At 63.2% G+C, this 24,391-nt stretch carries 21 protein-coding genes; 20 read left to right on the top strand and 1 reads right to left on the bottom strand.

Annotated features, from left to right (window positions below; genetic code table 11):
• Positions 1-151 precede the first annotated feature (151 nt).
• Positions 152-292, top strand: coding sequence for a hypothetical protein (locus tag NCS28_RS11845; protein WP_250514002.1), 141 nt, complete (start codon positions 152-154; stop codon positions 290-292).
• Positions 293-411: 119 nt separating this feature from the next.
• The gene (locus NCS28_RS11840; RefSeq protein WP_250514001.1) at positions 412-2,085 is read left to right on the top strand and encodes a long-chain fatty acid--CoA ligase; all 1,674 of its coding nucleotides are present in this window, start codon (positions 412-414) and stop codon (positions 2,083-2,085) included.
• Between the two features lie 158 nt (positions 2,086-2,243).
• Here NCS28_RS11840 and NCS28_RS11835 read toward each other — a convergent pair whose 3' ends face one another.
• Positions 2,244-3,425 (bottom strand): porin, encoded by a 1,182-nt coding sequence (locus tag NCS28_RS11835; protein ID WP_250514000.1) that lies wholly within the window; start codon positions 3,423-3,425, stop codon positions 2,244-2,246.
• Between the two features lie 511 nt (positions 3,426-3,936).
• Between NCS28_RS11835 and coq7 the strand changes: the two genes are divergently transcribed.
• The 18 genes from coq7 to lpxC all read left to right on the top strand — a co-directional run bounded on the left by coq7 (position 3,937) and on the right by lpxC (position 24,386).
• Positions 3,937-4,593, top strand: coding sequence for a 2-polyprenyl-3-methyl-6-methoxy-1,4-benzoquinone monooxygenase (gene coq7 / locus NCS28_RS11830; RefSeq protein ID WP_250513999.1), 657 nt, complete (start codon positions 3,937-3,939; stop codon positions 4,591-4,593).
• Positions 4,594-4,980: 387 nt separating this feature from the next.
• Positions 4,981-5,409, top strand: coding sequence for a division/cell wall cluster transcriptional repressor MraZ (gene mraZ, locus NCS28_RS11825; protein ID WP_250513998.1), 429 nt, complete (start codon positions 4,981-4,983; stop codon positions 5,407-5,409).
• A 16-nt stretch (positions 5,410-5,425) separates the two neighbouring features.
• Positions 5,426-6,379: a 16S rRNA (cytosine(1402)-N(4))-methyltransferase RsmH gene (gene rsmH, locus NCS28_RS11820; RefSeq protein WP_250513997.1), complete on the top strand. Its 954-nt coding sequence runs from the start codon at positions 5,426-5,428 to the stop codon at positions 6,377-6,379.
• Positions 6,376-6,720, top strand: a complete 345-nt coding sequence (ftsL, locus tag NCS28_RS11815; protein WP_250513996.1) for a cell division protein FtsL — start codon at positions 6,376-6,378, stop codon at positions 6,718-6,720. Before rsmH ends, ftsL begins: the two co-directional genes overlap by 4 nt.
• Positions 6,717-8,573 (top strand): peptidoglycan D,D-transpeptidase FtsI family protein, encoded by a 1,857-nt coding sequence (locus tag NCS28_RS11810; RefSeq protein WP_250513995.1) that lies wholly within the window; start codon positions 6,717-6,719, stop codon positions 8,571-8,573. Before ftsL ends, NCS28_RS11810 begins: the two co-directional genes overlap by 4 nt.
• Positions 8,570-10,114, top strand: coding sequence for a UDP-N-acetylmuramoyl-L-alanyl-D-glutamate--2,6-diaminopimelate ligase (locus tag NCS28_RS11805; protein WP_250513994.1), 1,545 nt, complete (start codon positions 8,570-8,572; stop codon positions 10,112-10,114). Before NCS28_RS11810 ends, NCS28_RS11805 begins: the two co-directional genes overlap by 4 nt.
• Positions 10,111-11,541, top strand: a complete 1,431-nt coding sequence (locus tag NCS28_RS11800) for a UDP-N-acetylmuramoyl-tripeptide--D-alanyl-D-alanine ligase (protein ID WP_250513993.1) — start codon at positions 10,111-10,113, stop codon at positions 11,539-11,541. The genes NCS28_RS11805 and NCS28_RS11800 overlap by 4 nt, the downstream gene beginning before the upstream one ends.
• 21 nt (positions 11,542-11,562) lie before the next feature.
• Positions 11,563-12,732 carry a phospho-N-acetylmuramoyl-pentapeptide-transferase gene (mraY, locus tag NCS28_RS11795; protein ID WP_250513992.1) on the top strand — a complete coding sequence of 390 codons (1,170 nt, stop codon included), beginning with the start codon at positions 11,563-11,565 and terminating at the stop codon, positions 12,730-12,732.
• Positions 12,733-12,777: 45 nt separating this feature from the next.
• Positions 12,778-14,289, top strand: coding sequence for a UDP-N-acetylmuramoyl-L-alanine--D-glutamate ligase (gene murD, locus NCS28_RS11790; RefSeq protein WP_250513991.1), 1,512 nt, complete (start codon positions 12,778-12,780; stop codon positions 14,287-14,289).
• Positions 14,286-15,563, top strand: coding sequence for a putative lipid II flippase FtsW (gene ftsW / locus NCS28_RS11785; protein WP_061121481.1), 1,278 nt, complete (start codon positions 14,286-14,288; stop codon positions 15,561-15,563). Before murD ends, ftsW begins: the two co-directional genes overlap by 4 nt.
• Positions 15,560-16,678 carry an undecaprenyldiphospho-muramoylpentapeptide beta-N-acetylglucosaminyltransferase gene (murG, locus tag NCS28_RS11780; RefSeq protein ID WP_250513990.1) on the top strand — a complete coding sequence of 373 codons (1,119 nt, stop codon included), beginning with the start codon at positions 15,560-15,562 and terminating at the stop codon, positions 16,676-16,678. Before ftsW ends, murG begins: the two co-directional genes overlap by 4 nt.
• The gene (gene murC, locus NCS28_RS11775; RefSeq protein ID WP_250513989.1) at positions 16,679-18,082 is read left to right on the top strand and encodes a UDP-N-acetylmuramate--L-alanine ligase; all 1,404 of its coding nucleotides are present in this window, start codon (positions 16,679-16,681) and stop codon (positions 18,080-18,082) included.
• 28 nt (positions 18,083-18,110) lie between these two features.
• Entirely contained in the window at positions 18,111-19,052 is a 942-nt protein-coding gene (locus NCS28_RS11770) for a D-alanine--D-alanine ligase (protein WP_250514010.1), read from the top strand.
• Between the two features lie 32 nt (positions 19,053-19,084).
• Complete coding sequence (locus tag NCS28_RS11765) at positions 19,085-19,837, top strand: cell division protein FtsQ/DivIB (protein WP_250513988.1); 753 nt, start codon at positions 19,085-19,087, stop codon at positions 19,835-19,837.
• 26 nt (positions 19,838-19,863) lie between these two features.
• The gene (gene ftsA, locus NCS28_RS11760; protein WP_008342980.1) at positions 19,864-21,096 is read left to right on the top strand and encodes a cell division protein FtsA; all 1,233 of its coding nucleotides are present in this window, start codon (positions 19,864-19,866) and stop codon (positions 21,094-21,096) included.
• Positions 21,097-21,206: 110 nt separating this feature from the next.
• Entirely contained in the window at positions 21,207-22,415 is a 1,209-nt protein-coding gene (gene ftsZ / locus NCS28_RS11755) for a cell division protein FtsZ (protein WP_250513987.1), read from the top strand.
• Between the two features lie 286 nt (positions 22,416-22,701).
• A complete protein-coding gene (locus NCS28_RS11750) occupies positions 22,702-23,205 on the top strand; it encodes a peroxiredoxin (protein WP_250513986.1) in 504 nt (167 codons plus the stop codon).
• A 263-nt stretch (positions 23,206-23,468) separates the two neighbouring features.
• On the top strand, positions 23,469-24,386 hold the full coding sequence (lpxC, locus tag NCS28_RS11745; RefSeq protein ID WP_250513985.1) for a UDP-3-O-acyl-N-acetylglucosamine deacetylase: 918 nt from the start codon (positions 23,469-23,471) through the stop codon (positions 24,384-24,386).
• The last annotated feature ends 5 nt before the right edge of the window (positions 24,387-24,391 follow it).

The following is a 24,391-nucleotide window of genomic DNA, read 5'->3' as shown; positions in this document are numbered from 1 at the left end:
CAAAAAAAACATAAAACTGAAAAAACCCCCCGTCGACCCCGAACCCCGAGCTAGCCCCTAGGGCGCGGGCGTCCCAAAAAACACCCCCGGGGGGCCCCCCCCCCCCCCCGCCCGCCCCCCCCCCCCCCCCCGCGACGGCGTCGTCGTTGGCTTGTCGATCTGGTGGAAGAAGTTGTCGCCGGATGGCTGCAACGCGAATCAAGTGACGAGTCAGGCGTTGACCGATCTCGGAGCTTCGGCGACGTTCTACGACTGCCTCGTCGAAGTGGAACAGATGGATCGATACGCATGACACGAGCAGGCTCGCACGAGTCTGGTGTATGGCGTCTAACCTAGTTGTCGGAGGCCCGCCGAAAAGCTACGATCTCGTTTCCGCACGACCATTCTAAAATCATATAAAGGAGACGCCGTATGGAGAAACCCTGGCTACAGTCTTACCCGGCCGGCGTGCCAGCGTCCATCGATGCCTCCGCGTATCGGTCGGTCTCCGAGCTGCTCGAAGACAGCTTCCGCGCGAATCGCGATCGCCGGGCGTTCGTGTGTCTCGGTCAGGCAATCACGTATGCCGAGCTCGACGCAATGTCGAGAAAACTTGCAGCGTGGTTCCAGAAGCGGGGGATGAAGCCGGGCGCACGCGTCGCGTTGATGATGCCGAACGTCTTGCAGTATCCCGTCGCCATTGCGGCGGTGCTGCGCGCCGGCTACATCGTCGTCAACGTCAATCCGCTTTACACGCCGCGCGAACTTGAACATCAGCTCAAGGACAGCGGCGCGGAAGCGATCGTCATTCTTGAGAACTTCGCCGGCACGCTTCAGGCCGTGGTCAGCAACACCGCGATCAAGCATGTGGTCGTCGCGGCGATGGGCGACCTCATGGGCCTGAAGGGGCTATTGGTCAACTTCGTGGTGCGCCGCGTGAAGAAGATGGTGCCAGAGTGGAGCCTTCCCGGCAGCATCCGTTTCAACGATGCGCTCGACGAAGGCGGCCGCATCACGCTTCAACCCGTCAGCCAGAATCCAGGCGACATCGCCTTCCTGCAATACACCGGCGGCACGACGGGCGTCGCGAAGGGCGCGACGCTCACGCATCGCAATATCATCGCGAACACGCTGCAGTCCGAAGTCTGGCTCGATCCGGCCCGCAAGCGCCGCCCGGACATCGACCAGTTCGTTTGTGTGGTTGCGCTGCCGCTGTATCACATCTTCGCGCTGACGGTGTGCGGGATGCTGACGATCCGGACCGGCGGCCTGGGCGTGCTGATTCCGAATCCGCGCGACATCGCGGGGACGATCAAGGAGTTGAAGGGCGTTCCCATCAATACGTTCCCGGCGGTGAACACGCTCTATAACGCGTTGCTGAATCATCCCGATTTCGGCAAGCTCGATTTCTCCAAGCTCATCGCGGCGAACGGCGGCGGCATGGCCGTTCAGGAAGCCGTCGCAAAGCGCTGGTTTGCGGCGACCGGCGTACCGATCATCGAGGGCTACGGCTTGTCCGAGACGTCGCCGTGCGTGACCTGCAATCCGGTGACCGCAACCGAATACACAGGCACGATCGGCTTGCCGCTTCCATCGACGGAAGTCTCCATCCGCGACGACGACAACCGCGAAGTGCCGCTCGGCCACCCCGGCGAAATCTGCATCCGCGGCCCGCAGGTGATGGCGGGTTACTGGAACCGTCCCGATGAAACGGCGAAGGTGATGACCGACGACGGCTTCTTCCGTTCGGGCGACGTCGGCGTGCTGGATGAGCGCGGCTACGTGAAGATCGTCGATCGCAAGAAGGACATGATTCTCGTGTCGGGCTTCAACGTGTATCCGAACGAAATCGAGGATGTCGTCGCTATGCTGCCCGGCGTGTTCGAAGTGGCGGCGGTCGGCGTGCAGGACCAGGCGTCGGGCGAGGCAGTGAAGCTCTTCATCGTGCGTAAGGATCTGAGCCTGACGGAAGCCGACGTCATCGCCTACTGCAAGGAGCGGCTCACCGGCTACAAGCGCCCGCGCATGATCGAGTTCCGTGACGAGCTGCCGAAGAGCAACGTCGGCAAGATTCTGCGGCGCGAATTGCGCGACGGGCGCGCTTAGCGTCCGCATCGTCTGAAGGGAAAAAAGCCATCGCGTCTTACGACAAGATGGCTTTTTTGTTGGGCGCACGCGACGCAGCGACATGCCATTTCCGCGCAGAAACGAAAAAAAGGCGCCCGAAGGCGCCTTTCAGAGGATGCCGCTTTGTTACGACCTTATTAGAACTTGTGACGGATACCGACAACCGCGGCAACCTGGTTCGACGTCGACGACGGCGACAAGCCGTTGATGTTCGCAACCGCTGGGCGGTTCGTCGAGTCCGTGCCGCTGGCGTGTTGGTAGATACCATCGACGTACACGTCCGTGCGCTTCGACAGGAAGTAGTCCGCGCCGAGCATGCCCTGATGGTACTTGGCATCGCCCAGACCGTAGCCCTTCGTGTAGTCGTACGCCACGCCCAGCAGCAGAGCCGGGGTCAGCTGATACTTGAAGTTGATTTCGGCGTTGTGGAACTTGCCCGTGCCGCCGGTGAAGCCATTCGCGGGCGTCAGGCCGGTGCCCGGCTCGGAACCGAGATCCTTGAACTGCGTGTTGCTATACGTTGCGCCAACGGTCGCTGCGCCGAACGTGTAGGCGCCGCCAGCCGAGATCACTTGCTGCGTCTTCGCCGAAGCGTAGCCGTTGATCACGCGGCTCGTGCCGAAGTTCGAGGTCGAACCGGCCGTCGTGGCGGTGCGCGACGATGCGTTGTTGCCCCAGAACGAGTAGTTCGGGTCCTTGACGTTCAAGTAGCCAGCGCCCAACTGCAGGGGACCTTGCGAGTAGCCCAGGCCAACCGACCAAATCTGATTGCGGTTGAACTGGCCCGCCTGGCCGCCGAGGCTATACAAGCCGCCGAAGGTGAAGCCGGCGTAGTTCGCGCTCGTGTACTTGATCGCGTTGTTCACGCGATTCGAGTTGTTCATGTTGTCCAGGTCGCCCGGGTGCGCGCCGAAGTACGACGCCCACTGGCTACCGACTTCGAATGCGCCGGTGTAGTCAACTACGGAGTCGTACTGACGACCCAGGGTAACCGTACCGAATTGCGACGTCGACAGACCGACATAAGCCTGACGGCCGAACATGTCGCCGCCTTGGCCCAGCTGGCCGTTGAACACGTTGAAGCCGTTTTCCAACACGAAGATGGCCTTCAGACCGCCACCGAGGTCTTCCGTGCCGCGCAGGCCCCAACGGCTACCTTGCAGGTTGCCGCTGTTCATTGCATACAGCTTCTGGCCGTTGCTGTTGTTGTTGTAGGCGAAGCCTGCGTCGATGATGCCGTACAGCGTCACGCTGCTCTGGGCATGTGCGGCGCCTGCGAATGCGCCCAATGCGGCGAGAGCGAGAAGCGACTTTTTCATTGAATAGATCTCCAAGGAGTGTTTGCGACTTTTGGCAGAGTCACTGTTCTTAGCGCCAGTGTGTTGACGGTCCCTGCCGGGCTTCTAAATGAAGTTGACACGTAATGTAACAAGAAGGCTTTGGCGGACAAAGGAAAAGGGGATGATCCGCCGAACCGATGTGACGTTTACGCAACAGGCGCTAAAATGTTGGTTTTGCAGGATTTTTGCGACTCGTGTTTGCCCTAATTACCAAAACGGGCGCATGAGAAGGGACGTTTTCGGGCGATAGAAGCGGCAATTGCAAGGCAGTCCGTAGCCTTTTGTCGGGAAGAACCTCGACTGCCGAAGCCTAGCCCTGACAAGCCTGCGCGGCATCGAAGCACGTCGATGTGCGCTAAAATCCGCGTTTTCCTCCGCATGCTCGCCGGGCTATTGGTCGAAATACCAGACCGGCGCCGACGAGCCAGCGAATCAGGTTTGCCGCAACGTGCAAACGCCGTGACCACGGACTATGAAGAGAGGTGACAACATGACGCTCGATGAAGTCATCAGCGAGTTCGATCGAGGCTTGCGCTCCATGACCGGCGTGAGTCGCATGTCGCGGCCCATCCCCGAATCGGCGACATCCGCTTCAGACATGCAGGGCGATCTCCGCTCGGAGGAATCGCAACTCACGGAGAAGGAGCGCGCGCACTCGGCCGGCTTGATGCGTGTGAACCACGTCGGCGAAGTTTGCGCGCAGGCGCTGTATCAGGCGCAGAAGCTCGCCACGAATTCGCCCGAGCTCAAGGCGAGCTTCGAGCGAGCGGCGCGCGAGGAAGAAGATCATCTCGCGTGGACATCGACACGGTTGAAGGATCTAGAATCGCGGCCGAGCTTGTTGAACCCGCTCTGGTACGCGGGTGCGCTCGCGATCGGTTTCGTCGCGGGCCGCTTCGGCGATCGCGCGAGTCTCGGCTTCATGGCGGAAACCGAACGCCAGGTCGAGCAACATCTCGATGGCCACATGAAGACGTTGCCGACGAACGATCACGCGTCGCGCGCGATCGTCGAGCAAATGCGTCTCGATGAAAGCGCGCACGCCGCCGCGGCAATCGGCGCGGGCGGCGGCGAAGTGCCGTTTCCGGTACGCGCGCTGATGCGTGCCGCCTCCAAGGTGATGACGCGCACGGCCTATTACATATAGTTCGCCGAACGCCTCGATCGATCGCGCAGCCGGTTTGTCGAGGCTTACCGCTCGAACCCGCGATGAGACCATAAATCGGTCAGAAGAACCGTTACATTTCCCTCATTTCTGCTGCTCATTTCACGTAGTACCTTCACATCCCGCAATAGCTCTCTAATTCATAACGGTTTTCTCTTTCGCCGTCACTTCAAGCTCCCGCGCTAAGTCCTTGTTCTAGCGAATAAAAAGCATTCGAAAAAAAGTTACGCGTCTTGACCGAGGAAATGCGTTCCTCTAAAGTGGGAGACAGTGTGAGAAAGTGGTCTTTTGTGTGATTCAAAAGCCATTTCTGGGCAAAAGTGGGTGGGACGGATGTCTGGGTGGGCGTCCGAAACGGGGAGAGGGCGAGTGTTCCAAGGGGCGTCGGCGCTGACGCTCGATGCGAAAGGACGGATGTCGATTCCGTCGCGCTATCGGGAAGCGCTGCAAGGGCAGGCAGAAGGCCGGGTGACGCTCACGAAGAGCCCGGATGGATGCCTGTTGCTCTTTCCTCGCCCGGAGTGGGAAGTCTTTCGCGTCAAGGTCGCCGCGCTTCCGGTGGAAGCCATGTGGTGGCGGCGCATCTTTCTCGGTAATGCAATGGATGTCGAACTCGACAGCGCCGGGCGCGTGCTGGTCTCGCCCGAGCTGCGCGCTGCCGCGTCGCTGGAAAAAGAGGTGACCTTGCTCGGCATGGGCGCGCACTTCGAACTGTGGGACTCGCAGACCTACGCCGCGAAGGAAGCGGCGGCGATGGCGCAGGGCATGCCCGAAGCGCTGAAGAATTTCACTTTCTGACGCGGCGCTGAAGGACATGGCGAAGTCGTCGGGAAAAGAACTGCAGCATCGCACGGTGTTGCTGAAGGAAGCGGTGGATGGGCTGATCACGCGCACGGACGGCATCTATATAGACGGCACGTTCGGACGCGGCGGTCACAGCCGGGCGATCCTGGAGCGGTTGGGTGAAGCGGGGCAACTCATCGCCTTCGACAAGGATCCTCTTGCAATCGCCACGGCGCAACAGATTCAAGACTCGCGTTTCTCGATCGTGCACGACAGCTTCGCGGCTTTGCGCGATGCGGCGAACGAGCGCGGCGTCGGGCGGGTGTCGGGCGTGTTGCTGGATCTTGGCGTGTCGTCGCCGCAGGTGGACGACCCGGAGCGCGGCTTCAGCTTCCGCGCAGAAGGTCCGCTCGACATGAGGATGGACCCGACTCGCGGCGAGTCGGCGGCCGAGTGGCTCGCACGGGCCACGGTGCAGGAAATCACGGAGGTCATCAGAGATTATGGGGAAGAACGGTTTGCTTTTCAGATTGCAAAGGCGCTTGTTGCTCGCCGGGCAGAGTCCGACCGTCTTGGGCCTCTCGACAGCACGAGCGAGCTTGCCGAAATCGTGGGTCACGTCGTCAAAACCCGTGAAAAGGGCAAGGACCCGGCAACTCGCACCTTTCAGGCTATACGGATTCACGTCAATCAAGAGCTTGCGGAGCTGCAAGTAGTACTCGAGTCGGCATTGGCATTGTTGGAGCAAGGGGGGCGGCTGGTCGTGATCAGCTTTCATTCACTCGAAGACCGGATCGTCAAACGGTTCATGCAGGCGCACGCGAGCGCGCCGGCGGTGGACCGTCGCTTGCCGATCCGCGCGGTCGATCTTCCCAGCCCGCCGCTGCGCGTGGTCGGCCGCGTGTTTCCGAGTGATGCCGAAGTCGCCGACAATCCCCGCGCCCGGTCTGCGGTGATGCGTATCGCCGAGCGGATCGCGCCATGAACCGTCTCAATATCTTCCTGTTGATCGTCGTGCTCGCGTGCGCGCTGTCGGTCGTCAGCTCGACGAATCAGCAGCGGGAGATATTCATCGACCTGCAGCGGGCGCAGTCGCAGGAGCGCCAGCTTCAGCAGGATTACGCGCAGTTGCAGTATCAGCAGAGCGCGCTCTCGAAGACCTCGCGCATCGAGCAGTTGGCCACTAGCTCATTGAAAATGCAGCCCGTGACGACCGGCCGCACGCAATATCTCACCTACGACACGGCGACCGGCAAGGCCGCCGACGCACCCATGCCGCCGCCCCTGCCGGCGTCGGCGCCGCCTGCACGCGGAGCCAAGCGATGAAAAAATCCGCGAAGCAGAAAGACGTCGCTCATACGCCGAACCCGCTGCTCGCCGTGCGCCTGCCGATGTGGCGCTCGAAGTTCGTCGTGTTCCTGCTTTTCATGGCGTTCGTCGCGCTCGCCGCACGCGCGTTCTGGATCCAGGGTCCGGGCAACGCGTTCTTTAAGAAGCAGGGCGAGAGCCGCTACCAGCGCACGCTCGAAATGCCGGCGACGCGCGGCCAGATTCGCGACCGCAACGGCCTCGTGCTCGCGACGAGCCTGCCGGTAAAGGCAATCTGGGCGATTCCCGAAGCCGTGCCGAACGATCTGGGCGCGGACAAATTCGCGCAACTGTCCAAACTGCTCGAAATGCCGGAAAAAGAGCTGCGCGCGAAGCTCTCGATGGACAAAACGTTCGTCTACGTGAAGCGCCAAGTGTCGCTCGAAGTCGCGCAAAAGGTCGCCGCGCTCGATATTCCCGGCATCTATTCGCGCGGCGAATACAAGCGCTTCTATCCGGAAGGCGAAATCACCGCGCACCTGATCGGCTTTACTAATATTGAAGACAAGGGACAGGAAGGCGTCGAACTCGGCGACCAGCACGTCCTCGCCGGCACGCCGGGCATGCGCCGCGTCATCAAGGATCGCATGGGCCACATCGTCGAGGACGTCGACGAGCAGGTCGTGCCGCACAATGGCACGGATGTCGAACTCTCGATCGACAGCAAAATTCAGTACATCGCGTACACGAATCTGAAGGCGGCCGTCGAGAAGTCGAAGGCGAAGGCAGGCGCGGCGATCGTGATCGACGTGAAAACGGGCGAGGTGCTCGCGCTCGTCAACTATCCCACCTACAACCCGAACGACCGCTCGCGCATGACGGGCGAGCAGTTGCGCAACCGCATCCTCACGGACACATTCGAGCCGGGCTCGATCATGAAGCCGTTCACCGTTTCGCTCGCGCTCGATCTGCATCGGGTGACGCCGAATACGCTCGTGGAAACGGGCGGCGGCGTGTTCGTGCTCGACGGCGCGCGCATCACGGACGATTCCGGTTTCGGCACGCTGACTGTCGGGGGCGTGATTCAGAAGTCGAGCAATATCGGCGCGACCAAAATTGCGATGCAATTGCGCCCTGAAGAAATGTGGAACATGTACACGAGCATCGGGCTCGGTCAGGCGCCGAAGGTCGGTTTTCCGGGCGCCGTGACGGGACGCCTGCGGCCGTGGAAAAGCTGGCGGCGCATCGAGCAGGCGACGATGTCCTACGGTTACGGCTTGTCGGCATCGCTGTTTCAACTGGCGCGCGCGTACACGGCGATCGCCAACGACGGCACCATTTTGCCGGTCTCGATTTTCCGCACGCCCGGCGATCAGCCGCCGATCGGTCAGCAGGTGTTCGCGCCGACGACCGCGCGACAAGTGCGCGCGATGCTCGAAACCGTGACGGCGAAGGGCGGCACGTCGCCGGATGCGGCCGTGCCGGGCTATCGCGTCGGCGGCAAGTCGGGCACGGCGTACAAGCACGGCGGTCACGGCTACGACCATTCGAAGTACCGCGCATCGTTTGTCGGCATGGGGCCGATGCCGAATCCGCGCATCGTCGTGGCGGTATCGGTCGACGAGCCGACGGTCGGCAGCCACTTCGGCGGTCAGGTATCGGGGCCGGTGTTCTCGGGCATCGTCGGCGATACGCTGCGCGCGCTGAACGTACCGCCTGACATGCCGGTCAAGCAGATGGTCGTGACGGACGACTCGAACTCCGCCGCACAACCGGCCGCCCAGCAGCCGGCGAACAGGAACAACGCGACCACCGCGAAGAAAGTCGCGGTGTCGAGCAACACGAAGACGCACCCGGGAGTCGTGCGATGAGCGCGCAGGCCCGACAGAGCAAGATGCAAAAGGACGTATCACATGCCGTTCAATGGCTGCGCACGCACGCACAGCCCGAGGCGCAACTGCACGCCGACACGCGCTCGCTCAAAAGCGGCGACGTGTTCCTCGCCTATGCTGTCGACGGCGCGGACAACCGCCGGTATATCGACGCGGCGCTCGCCGCGGGCGCGGCCGCGGCGCTCTATCAGCCGGAGAATTTCGCGGGTAAGCCCGATGCATCGAAGACGCTCGGCGTGAAGGCGCTGAACGAGCTTGCGGGCCCGATCGCGGCCGCGTGGTACGGCGAGCCCACGGCGTCGATGCTGACCGTCGGCGTGACTGGCACGAACGGAAAGACCTCGTGCAGCCAGTGGATCGCCACGGCGCTGACGGCGCTCGGCCGTCCGTGCGCGATCGTCGGCACACTCGGCATCGGCCTGCCGGGCAAGCTCGTGCATAGCGGCTTCACCACGCCCGACGCGCCGCAATTGCAGCGCAATCTCGCGCAACTGAAGCGCCAAGGTGCGGAAGGCGTCGCAATGGAAGTGTCGTCGCATGCGCTGCATCAGGGCCGCGTGAATGGCGTCGATTTCGACATCGCCATTTTCACCAATCTCACGCAGGATCATCTCGATTACCACGGCACCTTCGACGCCTACGAAGCAGCGAAGGCGCGCCTCTTCGCGTGGCCGTCGCTCAAGACGGCGATCGTCAATCGCGACGATGCGGCGGGCCGGCGTCTGATCGAATCGCTGCGCGGCAATGTGCGCACGATTGCCTATGGCGTCGAAATGCCCGCCGATGCCGCGCCGAGCGCCGACGCGATGCTGCTCGCGACGCAAGTCCGCGCGACCGCCACGGGCACCGCGTTTCACTTGTCGTCCGACTGGGGCGAAGCCGATGTCGAAGTGGCCACGCTCGGCACGTTCAACGTGAGCAATCTGCTTTCGGTGCTCGGCGTGCTGCTCGAAGTCGGTGTGCCGTTCGACGCCGCCATCGCGCGCATCGAGAAGCTCGAATCCGTCAACGGGCGCATGGAGCGTCTCGGCGGACGAATTCAGAGCGATGAACCGCTAGTCGTGATCGACTACGCACACACGCCCGATGCGCTCGACAAAACGCTCGCCGCGCTGCGCCCGATCGCGCAGGCGCGCGGCGGCGAACTCGTCTGCATGTTCGGCTGCGGCGGCGACCGCGATGCGACCAAGCGCCCGCTGATGGGCGAGATCGCGGAGCGCCTCGCGGATCAGGTCGTCATCACGAGCGACAACCCGCGCAGCGAAGATCCGCAAGCCATTATCGATCAGATCGCAGCCGGCATGACCGACGCCGCCAAGGCGCGCCGCATCGAAGACCGCGCGAGCGCGATCCTGCAGGCGATCCGCTCGGCGGCGCGCGAGGATGTCGTCGTGCTCGCGGGAAAAGGACACGAAGCCACGCAGGAAATCATGGGCAAGAAGCGCGCGTTCTCGGATCAGGATCACGCGCGGCTCGCACTTGCCGCACGCGCCACGCAACAGCGCGGAGGTGGCGAATGACGATGTTCACCTTGGCGCGCGCCGCCGCGATGATTCCCGGCGCCATCCTGAACGGCGATGAAAACGTGGCCATCGAGCGCATCGTCACGGACAGCCGCGGTGTCCAGGCCGGTGACCTGTTCGTCGCGGTGCGGGGCGATCGCTTCGATGCGCATGATTTTCTCGATCAGGTGGCGAAGAGCGGCGCGGCCGCGGCGCTCGTTTCACGCGGTCCGAGCAATGCCGATGCCTGGCCGCTTCCTGTCATCAAGGTAGAGGACACGCGCGCCGCGCTCGGTGCGTTGGCGCACGGCTGGCGCAAGCGCTTCACGATGCCGCTCGTCGCGGTCACGGGCAGCAACGGCAAGACGACGGTCAAGGAGATGATCGCGTCGATCTTCACGGCCGCGGTCGGCGAGGAATCGCGTCTCGCGACGGCTGGCAACTTCAACAACGACATCGGCTTGCCGCTCACGCTGTTCCGCCTGAATGCGTCGCACAAGCTCGCGGTCGTCGAGCTCGGCATGAATCATCCGGGCGAAACGGAAGTGCTCGGCAAGATCGCGGCGCCGGATGTCGCCGTGGTCAACAACGCACAGCGCGAGCATCAGGAGTTCATGGCGACGGTCGAAGCGGTCGCGCTCGAACATGCGTCGGTGATCCACGCGCTCGGTGAGACGGGCACGGCCGTATTTCCCGCGGACGATCAATACGCCGTCTTCTGGCGTACCGCCGCGACGGACAACCCGATCATCGACTTCGCGCTCACGGATGACGCGTCCAGGGCAGCCGTCACCGGCACGCTCGAAGGCACGACCGTTCGCATGCAGACGCCGCAAGGCGCGCTCGATGTCGCCTTGAACGTGCTCGGCGAACACAACGCGCGCAACGCGATGGCCGCCACCGCAGCCGCGCTCGCCGCGGGCGTCTCGCTCGATGCGATCAAGCGCGGCCTCGAAACGTTCCAGCCGGTGAAGGGCCGTCTGCAAGTGAAGCGCGCGATCCTCGGTGCGCTCGCGGGCGCGACCGTCATCGACGACACGTACAACTCGAATCCCGATTCGATGCGCGCCGCGATCGACGTACTCGCATCGCAACCAACGCCTCGCGTGCTCGTGATGGGCGACATGGGCGAGGTCGGCGAGGAAGGTCCGGCGTTTCATCGGGAAGTCGGCGCGTATGCGGCCGAGCGCGGCATCGATGCGCTCTTCGCACTCGGCGCCGCCAGTGTCGATTCGGTGAACGCATTCAACGCAAAGGCATTGAAGCAGACCGCGACGCACTTCGATGACATCGCCGGAATGATCGCGGCGCTCATTCGCGCAGGTTACGGCAGCAACGCAACGTATCTCGCGAAAGGCTCGCGCTTCATGAAGATGGAGCGTGTGGTGGACGCCTTGACGACTTTACAACAACCCGCTGCGGGCAATGCGCCCGCAGCACATTGATTCACTGGAAGAAGGACCAGCATGCTACTCGCACTCGCGCAATGGCTTCAGAATGACGCCAGCTTCATGCGCGTGTTTACCTACATTACGTTCCGCGCCGTGGGAGCCACGGCGACGGCGCTTTTTATCGGCCTCGTTTGTGGTCCGTGGGTCATTCGCAAGCTGACCGCGCTCAAGGTCGGTCAGGCCGTGCGCAAGGATGGCCCGCAGACGCACCTCGTCAAGTCCGGCACGCCGACGATGGGCGGCGTGCTCATTCTCATCGGCATCGCGGTATCGACGCTGCTTTGGGCCGACCTCACGAATCGCTTTGTCTGGATCGTGATGCTCGTCACCTTCGGCTACGGCGTGATCGGCTGGGTGGACGACTATCGCAAGGTCGTGCACAAGGATCCGCGCGGCATGTCCTCGCGCGAGAAGTATTTCTGGCAATCGGTGATCGGCATTTTCGCGGCCGTGTATCTCGCGTTCAGCGTCTCGGAGGCGAACAACGCGCGCGTGTTCGATCTCTTCATGGCGTGGGTGAAGAGCGGCCTGTCGATGGGCCTGCCCGCGCGCGCGGATCTGATGCTGCCGTTCCTCAAGTCGATCACCTATCCGCTCGGCGTGTGGGGCTTCATCGCCATGACGTATTTCGTGATCGTCGGTTCGAGCAACGCGGTGAATCTCACCGATGGACTCGACGGTCTCGTCATCATGCCCGTCGTGCTCGTCGGTGCGTCGCTCGGCGCGTTCGCATACGTGATGGGCAGCTCGGTTTACTCGAAATATCTGCTGTTCCCGCACATTCCCGGCGCGGGCGAACTTTTGATCTTTTGTTCCGCAATGGGGGGCGCGGGTCTCGCGTTTCTCTGGTACAACACGCACCCCGCGCAAGTCTTCATGGGCGATGTCGGCGCCCTCGCGCTCGGCGGCGCGCTCGGCACGATCGCGGTGATCGTCCGTCAGGAAATCGTGCTGTTCATCATGGGCGGCATCTTCGTCGCGGAAACGCTTTCCGTGATGCTGCAGGTCTTCTGGTTCAAGTTCACGAAGCGGCGCTACGGCGAAGGCCGGCGCTTCTTCAAGATGGCACCGCTGCATCATCACTACGAGTTGTCCGGCTGGACCGAGACGCAAGTGGTCGTGCGCTTCTGGATCATCACGTTGATGCTGTGTCTCTTCGGCTTGTCGACGCTCAAGTTGCGTTGATCTTTTGCGTTTTCGCGGTTTCAGGTTTTTGGGAAAGGTAAAGCGATGTTTGGCGAGAAGTTTCTCGGTCGGCAAAGTCCGATGGTGCTCGTGCTGGGACTGGGTGAATCCGGTCTGGCGATGGCGCGCTGGTGCGCCAGGCACGGTTGCCGCCTGAAGATCGCCGACACGCGCGAAACGCCGCCGAATCTTTCCGAACTCGCGATCCACAAGATCGATGCGGATTTCATCGGCGGCGCGTTCACGCCCGCATTGCTCGATGGCGGCATCGAGCTCGTCGCGATCAGCCCGGGGCTTTCGCCGCTCGCGCCGGACCTCGCGCCGTTGATCGCCGCCGCGAACGAACGCGGCATTCCCGTCTGGGGCGAACTGGAACTCTTCGCGCAGGCGCTCGCTGGACTGGGCGAGAACGGTTACGCGCCGAAGGTCATCGCGATCACCGGCACGAACGGCAAGACCACGACCACCGCGCTCACAGGCCTTTTGTGCGAGCGCGCGGGCAAGTCGGTCGCGGTCGCGGGCAACATCAGCCCGTCGATGCTCGACAAGCTCACCGAAGCGATCGATCAAACCGCGCTGCCGGATGTATGGGTTCTCGAACTGTCGAGCTTCCAGCTGGAAACGGCGCATACATTCGCTCCGCACGCGGCCGCGGTGCTCAACATCACGCAGGATCATCTCGACTGGCACGGCGGCCTGGACGCGTATGCCGCCGCGAAGGGCCGCGTTTTCGGATTACGCACGACGCGCGTGCTGAACCGCGACGACGCCCGCACGATGGCGCTCGCGAAGAACATCGCGCAGGACCGCGTCGTGACGTTCGGGCTGAACGAGCCGTGCCATGTCGGCGATTATGGTCTGCTGCGCGACAACGGCATGGCGTGGCTCGCTATCGGCATCGATCGCGACGCCGCCGATGAACCTGCGCCGTCGCGTCGCCGCAAGCAGGAAATCAGCGAGCCGAACGTCGTCTCGAAGCGACTGATGCCGGTCGATGCGCTGCGTATCCGCGGTCTTCACAACGCGGCGAACGCGCTGGCGGCGCTCGCGCTCGCGCGTGCGATCGATCTGCCGCTCGCCGCGCTCTTGCACGGCCTGCGCGAGTATCGCGGCGAGCCGCATCGCGTCGAAGTGATCGCGCAGATCGACGGCGTCGATTACGTCGACGACAGCAAGGGCACCAACGTCGGCGCGACGGTGGCCGCGCTCGATGGACTCGCGCAGCGCATCGTGCTGATCGCCGGTGGCGACGGCAAGGGCCAGGACTTTTCGCCGCTCGAAGCGCCGGTCGCACGCTGGGCGCGCGCGGTCATGCTGATCGGCCGCGACGCGCCGCGCATTCGCGAAACGCTCGCATCGACGGGCGTCGTGCTCGAAGACCACGCGACGCTCGAAGCCGCGACGAATGCCGCCGCGCGCATCGCGGAAGCCGGCGACGCCGTGTTGCTCTCGCCCGCGTGCGCGAGCCTCGACATGTTCAGGAACTACGCACACCGCGCCGACGTGTTTCGCAGCGCGGTGGAAGATATCGCCGCCGCGCGGGGAGTGATGCTATGAGCTGGTCGGACCGCTTCGGATCGAAACTCACGGGCCAGCGCAACGCGATGCCGAGCGACTCGCTCGCGGGCCGCTCGAATTCCGGCACGCGCGGTGGCATTTCGAGCGCGGTGAACGGCGTGCGCCCCGCGCGCTCGCGCATGCTCGACTACGACTATTCGCTGCTGTGGGTGATGATCTCGCTGCTCGGCCTGGGCATCGTGATGGTGTATTCGGCGTCGATCGCAATGCCAGATTCTCCGAAGTACGCGAGCTACCGCGACTATCACTTCCTCGTGCGCCACCTCATCTCGATTACGACGGCGCTCGTCGGCGCGATCATCGCGTTCAAGATCCCGATCAAGACCTGGGAAAAATACGCGCCGAAGCTGTTTCTCTTCGCGCTGGTGTTGCTGGTCATCGTGCTGATTCCGCACGTCGGCAAAGGCGTGAACGGCGCGCGCCGCTGGATTCCGCTCGGCATCACGAACATGCAGCCGTCGGAAATCATGAAGCTCGCGGTGACGATCTACGCCGCGAACTACACCGTGCGCAAGCAGGAATTCATGCACAGCTTCGGCAAGGGCTTCCTGCCGATGGCGGTGGCGGTCGGCGCGGTCGGCGCGCTTTTGCTGCTCGAACCCGATATGGGCGCGTTCATGGTGATCGCCGCCATCGCGATGGGCGTGCTGTTCCTCGGCGGCGTCAATGGCAAGCTGTTCGGCGGACTGGTGGCGACGGCGGTGGGCACGTTCACGTTGCTCGTGTGGGCATCGCCGTGGCGTCGCGAGCGAATCTTCGCTTACCTCGATCCGTGGGACGACCGTTACGCGCAAGGCAAGGCGTACCAGTTGACGCACTCGCTCATCGCGTTCGGACGCGGGGAGTGGTTCGGCGTCGGACTCGGTGGCAGCGTCGAAAAGCTCAACTATCTTCCGGAAGCGCATACCGACTTCATTCTTGCCGTGATCGGCGAGGAACTCGGTTTCGTCGGCGTGATTTGCGTGATCCTGCTGTTCTACTGGATCGTGCGCCGCGCGTTCGAGATCGGCCGTCAGGCGCTCGCGCTCGATCGCACGTTCGCCGGTTTGATGGCGAAGGGCGTCGGTATCTGGTTCGGCGCGCAGACGTTCATCAACATGGGCGTGAATCTCGGTCTTCTGCCGACCAAGGGTCTCACGCTACCGCTCGTCAGCTACGGCGGCTCGGGCATTCTGCTGAACTGCGTTGCGCTAGCCGTTTTGCTGCGCGTGGATTACGAGAACCGGGTTCTCATGCGCGGAGGAAAAGTATGACCGCGCAACGCGACCGCACCTTGATGGTGATGGCGGGCGGCACCGGGGGCCACGTGTTCCCGGGGCTCGCGGTCGCGCACTGGATGCAGGCGCACGGCTGGCGCGTGGTGTGGCTCGGCAATGCGAACGGCATGGAAGCGACGCTCGTGCCGAAGCACGGCATTCCGATGGAATACGTGCGCTTCGGCGGCGTGCGCGGCAAGGGCATCAAGACCAAGCTGATGCTGCCGGTGAATCTGCTGCGCGCATGCTCGCAGAGCTTCGCCGCGCTGCGCCGCGTGAAGCCGGATGTCGTGCTCGGCATGGGCGGCTACATCACGTTTCCGGCGGGCATCATGACGAAGCTCGCGGGCTGCCCGCTCGTGCTGCACGAACAGAATTCGATCGCGGGACTCGCGAACAAGGTGCTCGCGCATCTCGCGAAGCGCGTCCTCGTCGCGTTCCCCAATGCTCTGCCGAATGCCGAATGGACCGGTAATCCGATCCGTGCGGAACTAACGAGCGCATTGCCACCCAAAGTACGCTACGCCGCGCGTTCCGGGCGTCTGAATGTGCTCGTCGTCGGCGGCAGTCTCGGCGCGGCCGCATTGAACGAAACCGTGCCGAAGGCGCTTGCGATGCTGGCGCCGGACGAGCGTCCGCGCATCGTTCATCAGGCGGGCGCGAAGCATATCGAAGCACTGGAAGCGAACTACGCGGCGGCGGGTCTTACGCGCGGAGAAGATCTGCAACTCGTGCCGTTCATCGAAGACATGGCGGGTGCTTATGCATCGGCGGATCTCGTCATCTGCCGCTCGGGCGCGATGACGGTCTCGGAGATCGCGGCGGTCGGCGTCGCTGCGCTCTTCGTGCCGTTCCCGTTCGCCGTCGACGATCACCAGACGACCAACGGCGCCTTTCTCGCGAAGAACGGCGCGGCTGAACTGATACAACAACGCGATTTGTCGGCGCAGAAGCTCGCCGACTGGCTACGCGCACAGTCGCGCGCATCGCTCGAGCAAATGGCCGAGCGCTCGCGCGCACTCGCGAAACCGAACGCGACCGAGAAGGTCGCGAGCATATGCGTCGACGTGGCCGGCGCGCGTGTGAACGCGCAAGCTCGGGAGGCACATTAAATGAAACATATCGTCAAGCATATTCACTTCGTCGGGATCGGCGGCGCGGGCATGAGCGGCATCGCCGAAGTGCTGCTCAATCTCGGCTATCACGTGAGCGGTTCGGATCTCGCGAACAACGCGGTGACCGAGCGGCTGCGTGCGCTCGGCGCGCGCGTCGAGATCGGTCATCACGAGCAGAACATCGAAGGCGCGAATGCGGTCGTCGTGTCGACGGCCGTGCGTCCGGACAATCCCGAAGTGCTCGCGGCGCGTCAAGGCCGCGTGCCGATCGTGCCGCGCGCCGTGATGCTCGCGGAGCTGATGCGTCTGAAGCAGGGCATCGCGATCGCCGGCACGCACGGCAAGACCACGACGACTTCGCTCGTCGCGAGCGTGCTCGCCGCGGGCGGGCTCGATCCGACGTTCGTCATCGGCGGCCGCCTGAACAGCGCGGGCGCGAACGCGCGGCTCGGCACGGGCGATTTCATCGTCGCGGAAGCCGACGAATCGGACGCATCGTTCTTGAATCTCTTCCCGGTGATCGAAGTCATCACGAACATCGACGCCGATCACATGGACACCTACGGCCACGACTTCGCGCGGCTGAAGCAGGCGTTCATCGAGTTCACGCATCGCCTGCCGTTCTATGGCATCGCGGTGTTGTGCGTCGACGATCCGAACGTGCGCGAAATCCTGCCGTTCGTGTCGAAGCCGATCATCCGCTACGGCCTCGGCGCGGAAGCGGAAGTGCGCGCGGTGAACGTCGAGGCGCGCGACGGCCGCATGCATTTCACGACGCTGCGCGCGGATGCGCCGCCGCTCGACATCGTGCTGAACCTTCCGGGCACGCACAACGTGCAGAACGCGCTCGCAGCGATTGCGATCGCGACTGAACTCGAAGTCGCCGATGCCGATATCCAGCGTGCGCTCGCCGAGTTCAACGGCGTGGGCCGGCGCTTCCAGCGTTACGGCGAAGTGAACGCGAGCACCGGCGAAGGCGCGTACACGCTGATCGACGACTACGGTCATCACCCGGTCGAAATGGCCGCGACGATCGCGGCGGCGCGCGGCGCGTTTCCCGATCGGCGCCTCGTGCTCGCGTTCCAGCCGCATCGCTATACGCGCACGCGCGATTGCTTCGAGGATTTCGTGAGAGTGTTGTCGACGGTCGATGCGCTCGTGCTCACCGATGTCTATGCGGCAGGCGAAGCGCCCATCGTCGCAGCGGACGGCCGCGCATTGGCGCGCGCGATTCGCGTCGCGGGCAAGGTGGAGCCGGTGTTCGTCGAGACGATCGACGAAGTGCCCGACGCGGTAACGACGATCGCGCGTAACGGCGACGTGGTGATCACGATGGGCGCGGGTTCCATCGGCGGCGTGTGCGGAAAGCTGGCGGACATGGCAAATGGCCAGTCTCGGTAAGAGCGGTATCAAGAACATGAGCAATCAGGTGAATCAAATCGATCCCAAAGCCTTCGGCAAAGTCGCGGTGTTGCTCGGTGGAAATTCCGCCGAGCGCGAGGTGTCGCTCAATTCCGGGCGCCTCGTGCTCGAAGGTCTGCGCGACGCGGGCATCGATGCGCATCCGTTCGATCCGGCTCGGCGTCCGCTTTCGGATCTGAAGGCCGACGGCTTCGTGCGCGCGTTCATCGCGCTGCATGGCGGCTATGGCGAAAACGGCCAGCTGCAAGGCGCGCTGGATTTCTACGGCATCCGTTACACCGGCAGCGGCGTGCTCGGCTCGGCGCTCGGCATGGACAAGCTGCGCACCAAGCTCGTGTGGCAGCAGACCGGCATTCCGACGCCGCTGTTCGAAACCGTCTTTCGCGGTGAAGATTACGCGGCGCGCGCGCAGGACATCGTCGCGAAGCTCGGCTTGCCCCTCTTCGTGAAGCCGGCCAGCGAAGGCTCGAGTGTCGCGGTTATCAAGGTGAAGAGCGCGGAAACGCTCGTGCCCGCGCTCGCCGAAGCGGCGAACTTCGACAAGATCGTGATCGTCGAGAAAAGCATCGAGGGCGGCGGCGAGTTCACGTGCTGCATCGCGGGCGATCTCGACTTGCCGGTCATTAAGATCGTGCCGGCGGGCGAGTTCTACGACTATCACGCGAAGTACGTCGCCGACGACACGCAGTACCTGATTCCGTGCGGCCTGACCGAAGCCGAAGAAGCGCGCATGAAGCAGCTGACCAAGCGCGCGTTCGAGATTCTCGGCTGCACCGACTGGGGCCGCGCCGACTTCATGCTCGACGCGGACGGCAACCCGTATTTCCTCGAAGTGAACACGGCGCCCGGCATGACGGATCACTCGCTGCCGCCGAAGGCCGCGCGCGCGGTTGGCATCAGCTACAAGGATCTCGTCGTGAAGGTGCTGTCGCTCACGCTTAAGAATTAGGTCGATCACACAGGACACGAACAAGCGAAACCATGTGGAACAACGTTCGCCAACTCAACCTCGCCGCCAACGCGCTGCACGTCGTGCTCGTGCTGCTGCTTCTGGCCGCCGCGGGTTATTGGGCGATCCAGCGTCCCGAGTTTCGCCTGCGTGAGATTCAGATCGACGGAGACACGGCGCACGTCAATTCGCCGGTCGTGCGCGCGAGCGTGGTCGGTCATCTGAAGGGCAACTTCTTCACCGTCGATCTGGATGCGGCGCGCGCCGCGTTCGAGCAGGTGCCGTGGGTGCGCCACGCGAGCGTGCGGCGCGTGTGGCCGAACGCACTCGCGGTGACGCTGGAGGAATACAAGCCGCTCGGCACGTGGGGCAACGATCAACTGGTGAGCGTCGACGGCGATCTCTTCACGGCGAACCAGGGCGAACTCGACGACGACCTTCCTTCATTCGACGGCCCCGAGGGCACGGCGAAGGAAGTAGTCGCGCGCTACCGCGATTTCCAGAAGTGGTTCGCGCCGCTGGACGCGAAGCCGGAGGAGGTGACGTTGTCGCCGCGTTTCGCGTGGACGGTCAAGCTCTCGAACGGCACGCAGATTGAGCTGGGCCGCGAGCGCAACCAGGACACGCTGAGCGACCGTTGCAAGCGTTTCGTCGCGTCGTGGACGTCCGTCACGGGACGATGGGGGAAAGACATCGAATATGCGGATTTGCGGTACCCGAACGGCTTTGCGATACGAGCCGCGAACATGCGCTTCATCAACGACACCGATAAGGCCAAGAAGTAAGCAGACATCACAGGCATGAGCACGCTATGAGCAAAGACTACAAAGATCTGCTGGTTTCCCTCGACATCGGAACGTCGAAGGTGGTCGCGATCGTCGCCGAACTGAAGGGCGAAGGCCACTACGAGGTGATCGGACTCGGTCAGAGCGACTCGAAGGGGCTGAAGAAGGGCGTCGTGGTCAATATCGAGGCCACGGTGCAATCCATCCAGCGCGCGCTCGAAGAAGCCGAACTGATGGCCGACTGCAAGATCACGAACGTATTCACCGGGATCGCGGGCAGTCATATTCGCAGCTTCAATTCGAGCGGCATGGTCGCGATCAAGGACAAGGAAGTCACGCAGGCGGATGTCGCGCGTGTGATCGAGACGGCCAAGGCAATCAACATTCCGACCGATCAGCAGGTGCTGCATATCCTGACGCAGGAATTCATCATCGACGGTCAGGAAGACGTGCGCGAGCCGATCGGCATGAGCGGCATCCGCCTCGAAGTGAAGGTGCACATCGTGACGGGCGCGGTGAGCGCGGCGCAGAACATCGTGAAGTGCGTGCGCCGCTGCGGCCTCGAAGTGAACGATCTGATCCTGCAACCGCTGGCGTCGTCGCTTGCCGTGCTGACCGAGGACGAGAAGGAACTCGGCGTCGTGCTGGTCGATATCGGCGGAGGCACGACCGACATCGCCATCTTCAGCGAAGGCGCGATCCGTCATACGGCGGTGATCCCGATCGCCGGCGACCAGATCACGAGCGACGTCGCGATGGCGCTGCGCACGCCGACGCCCGACGCGGAAGACATCAAGGTGAGCTACGGCATCGCGAAGCAGGCGCTTGCCGATCCGGACGAAATGATCGAAGTGCCGGGCCTCGGCGAGCGCGGTCCGCGCACGCTGTCGCGTCAGGCGCTGGCGGCGGTCGTGGAGCCGCGCGTCGAAGAGCTGTTCTCGCTGGTGCAACAGGTCGTGCGCGAATCGGGCTACGAAGAGCTGCTGTCGAGCGGTGTCGTGCTGACCGGCGGCGCGGCGATGATGCCCGGCATGGTCGAGCTCGGCGAAGATATTTTCCTGAAGCCGGTGCGCATCGGCGTTCCGGAATACGCGGGCGGTCTCGCCGACGTGGTGCGCAACCCGCGCTACTCGACCGCGATGGGCCTGCTCGCCGAAGGACGCTCGCAACGCATGCGCGGCCGCAAGGTCGCGGTGCAGAACGGTTCGATGGGACAGGTGTTCTCGCGGATGAAGGACTGGTTCCTCGGGAACTTTTAAGCAACAAGCAACAAAAAGAATTACGCGCTGGTACCGGCGGCTGGCGCGCGACGAAAGGTTGCCCGATCTCTCGTCGAATAACGCCGATCTTCATTCTTGACGGAGGCAACATGGATTTCGAAATGCTGGAAACGGAAACCAACGGAACGATCATCAAGGTCGTGGGCGTCGGTGGTGCTGGCGGCAACGCGGTTCAGCACATGATCAACCGTGGTGTGCAGGGCGTCGACTTCATCGTGATGAACACCGACGCACAGGCGCTCGCGCGTTCCCGTGCGCCGGCGGTTCTGCAACTGGGCATGACCGGTCTCGGCGCGGGCGCCAAACCGGAGAAGGGCAAGGAAGCGGCGGAAGACGCACGCGAGCGCATCGCCGATGCATTGCGCGGCGCGCACATGGTGTTCATCACCGCCGGTATGGGCGGTGGCACGGGCACGGGCGCGGCGCCGGTGGTCGCGCAGATCGCGAAGGAAATGGGCATTCTGACCGTCGGCGTGGTGAGCAAGCCGTTCGAGTTCGAAGGCGGCCGCCGCATGCGCGTGGCGGAAGCGGGCTCGCAGCAACTGGAGGATCACGTCGACTCGCTGATCGTCGTGCTGAACGACAAGCTGTTCGAGGTGATGGGCGACGACGCCGAGATGGACAAGTGCTTCCAGTGCGCGGACGACGTGCTGAACAACGCAGTGGCCGGTATCGCGGAAATCATCAACGTCGACGGTCTCGTGAACGTCGACTTCGAAGACGTGAAGACGGTGATGGGCGAGCAAGGCAAGGCGATGATGGGCACGGCGACGGTTGCCGGCGTCGATCGTGCGCGCCTCGCCGCCGAGCAGGCTGTCGCAAGCCCGCTGCTGGAAGGCGTGGATCTGTCGGGTGCGCGCGGCGTGCTGGTGAACATCACGTCGAGCCGTTCGCTGCGTCTGTCGGAAACGCGTGAAGTGATGAACACCATCAAGAGCTACGCAGCCGATGACGCAACGGTCATCTTCGGCGCCGTGTACGACGACGCGATGGGCGATGCGCTGCGCGTGACGGTGGTGGCAACGGGTCTGGGCCGCGCGGCGAAGAAGCAGCAGCAAGCACCGATGACCCTCCTGCGCACGGGCACCGACAACCAGCCGGTCGCGCACGGCCATCAGGCTGCGCACAACACGTACGGCGCGCAGCACGGCCAATCGACGACGGATTACGGTCAGCTCGACACCCCGGCCGTGTGGCGTTCGACGCGCGAAACCGCGGCATCGCACGTGCAGGCGTTGCAGGAAAAAGGCGTCGATACGTATGACATTCCGGCGTTCCTGCGCAAGCAGGCGGACTGAGCGGGCGCACGTTACTTGCTGCTGAGTTGGCTCTGACGATTCAGCCCACCGCGTGCGCGCCGAACATATCGTGCGGATGATGCAGGCTTCGCGTGGGGCGACTGTCCAAGGCCGCGTCCTGGATGCAAAATGGACGCCGGGCCGTGGCCAGCCGACCTCCACGAATCTGCCCCTGACGTCGAGGAAGGCAGATTGAAGCCGAAGTTGCCGCAATGACGTTCGGCCGGGTCGCGGGACGATGCAATCGCGAGGATGTCCGCGAGCACTGATGAGGGAAGGACCGAGCATGATCAAAGTGGGTGATACGTTGCCCGACGTGCGTCTCTTCGAGTTCATCGAGGAGGCCACCGAAGGCTGTGCCGTGGGACCGAATGCGTTCCCGGCGCGCGAGCGGTGCGCAGGAAAGCGCGTGGTGATCTTCGGATTGCCGGGCGCCTTTACGCCGACATGCTCCGCCAGACACGTGCCCGGCTACGTCGAGTCCGCTGCGGATCTGTCCGCTGCGGGCATCGACGAAATCTGGTGCGTTTCCGTCAACGACGCGTTCGTCATGAGCGCGTGGGGACGCGATCTTCAAACCTCGGGCAAGGTGAAGATGATCGCGGACGGCAGTGCGCGTTTCACTCAGGCACTCGGACTGGATCAGGATTTGTCCGAGCGTGGCATGGGAATCCGTTCCCTGCGTTACGCAATGGTGGTCGACGACGGCGTGGTCAAGACGCTGTCAGTCGAAGCGCCCGGCAAGTTCGAAGTCAGCGACGCTCGAAGCATCCTGGCGACGTTGCGCTGAGTGCAGCGGCGCCGCGTTGCCTGCGCGCAACGCTCCACGCGCCCTCGCACTGAGCCGCAACCTGGGGCCGATGTCCGGAAATGCCTCCATTCCGGGCATCGGCCCGTTCTACTTCATGATTTGGCTGCCGCGACGTAACACAGGGAAACAGTTGATACCTGCCGGATCAGGACGGCGCGAGACGAATGGAGTATAATTCGGCCTATTAGAATTTAATGCGCGATTGATTCTCTTTATAGGGAACTTAAATCGGAAAGAACATCATGTTGAAGCAGCGAACAATCAAGACCGTCGTCAAAACCGTGGGGATCGGGCTCCATTCCGGTCGCAAGGTCAACTTGACTCTGCGCCCCGCACCGATTGGCACGGGCATCGTATTTTCGCGCATCGACCTGCCCGAGCCGGTCGACATTCCCGCGTCCGCCATGTCGATCGGTGATACGCGTCTCGCGTCCGTGTTGCAGAAGGATGGCGCGCGCGTGTCGACGATCGAGCACTTGATGTCGGCGTGTGCGGGTCTCGGCATCGACAATCTGTACGTCGATGTGACCGCCGAGGAAATCCCGATCATGGACGGCAGCGCGGCTTCGTTCGTGTTTCTCATCCAGTCGGCGGGTATCGAAGAGCAGAACGCGCCGAAGCAATTCATCAAGGTGACGAAGCCTGTCGAAGTGCGCGACGGCGACAAGTTCGCGCGTCTCGAACCGTATTTCGGCTTCAAGTTGAGCTTCACTATCGATTTCCGCCATCCGGCCGTCGACAAAACCGGTCAGGCGCTGGAAGTGGACTTTGCGACCACTTCGTACGTGCGCGAAATCGCCCGCGCTCGCACCTTCGGCTTCGCGCACGAAGTCGAAATGATGCGTGAGCTGGGACTCGCGCGCGGCGGCAGCATGGACAACGCGATCGTGCTGGACGAATACCGCATCCTGAACAATGACGGCCTGCGTTACGACGACGAGTTCGTGAAGCACAAGATGCTCGACGCGATCGGCGACTTGTACGTTGTCGGCCATCCGCTGCTGGCGTCGTACAAGGCGTACAAGGGCGGCCACGCGATGAACAACATGCTGCTGCGCGAATTGCTCGCGAACGAAGACGCTTATGAAATCGTCACGTTCGAGGACACGCAGAAGGCGCCGCGCGGTTTTGCTTTCGATACGCAAACAGCATTTGCCTGATGTAA

The organism is Caballeronia sp. INDeC2, assembly GCF_023631325.1.
GTDB lineage: Bacteria > Pseudomonadota > Gammaproteobacteria > Burkholderiales > Burkholderiaceae > Caballeronia.
Note: the sequence above shows the minus strand (reverse complement) of the source record. Positions and strands in the feature narration are given on the sequence as shown.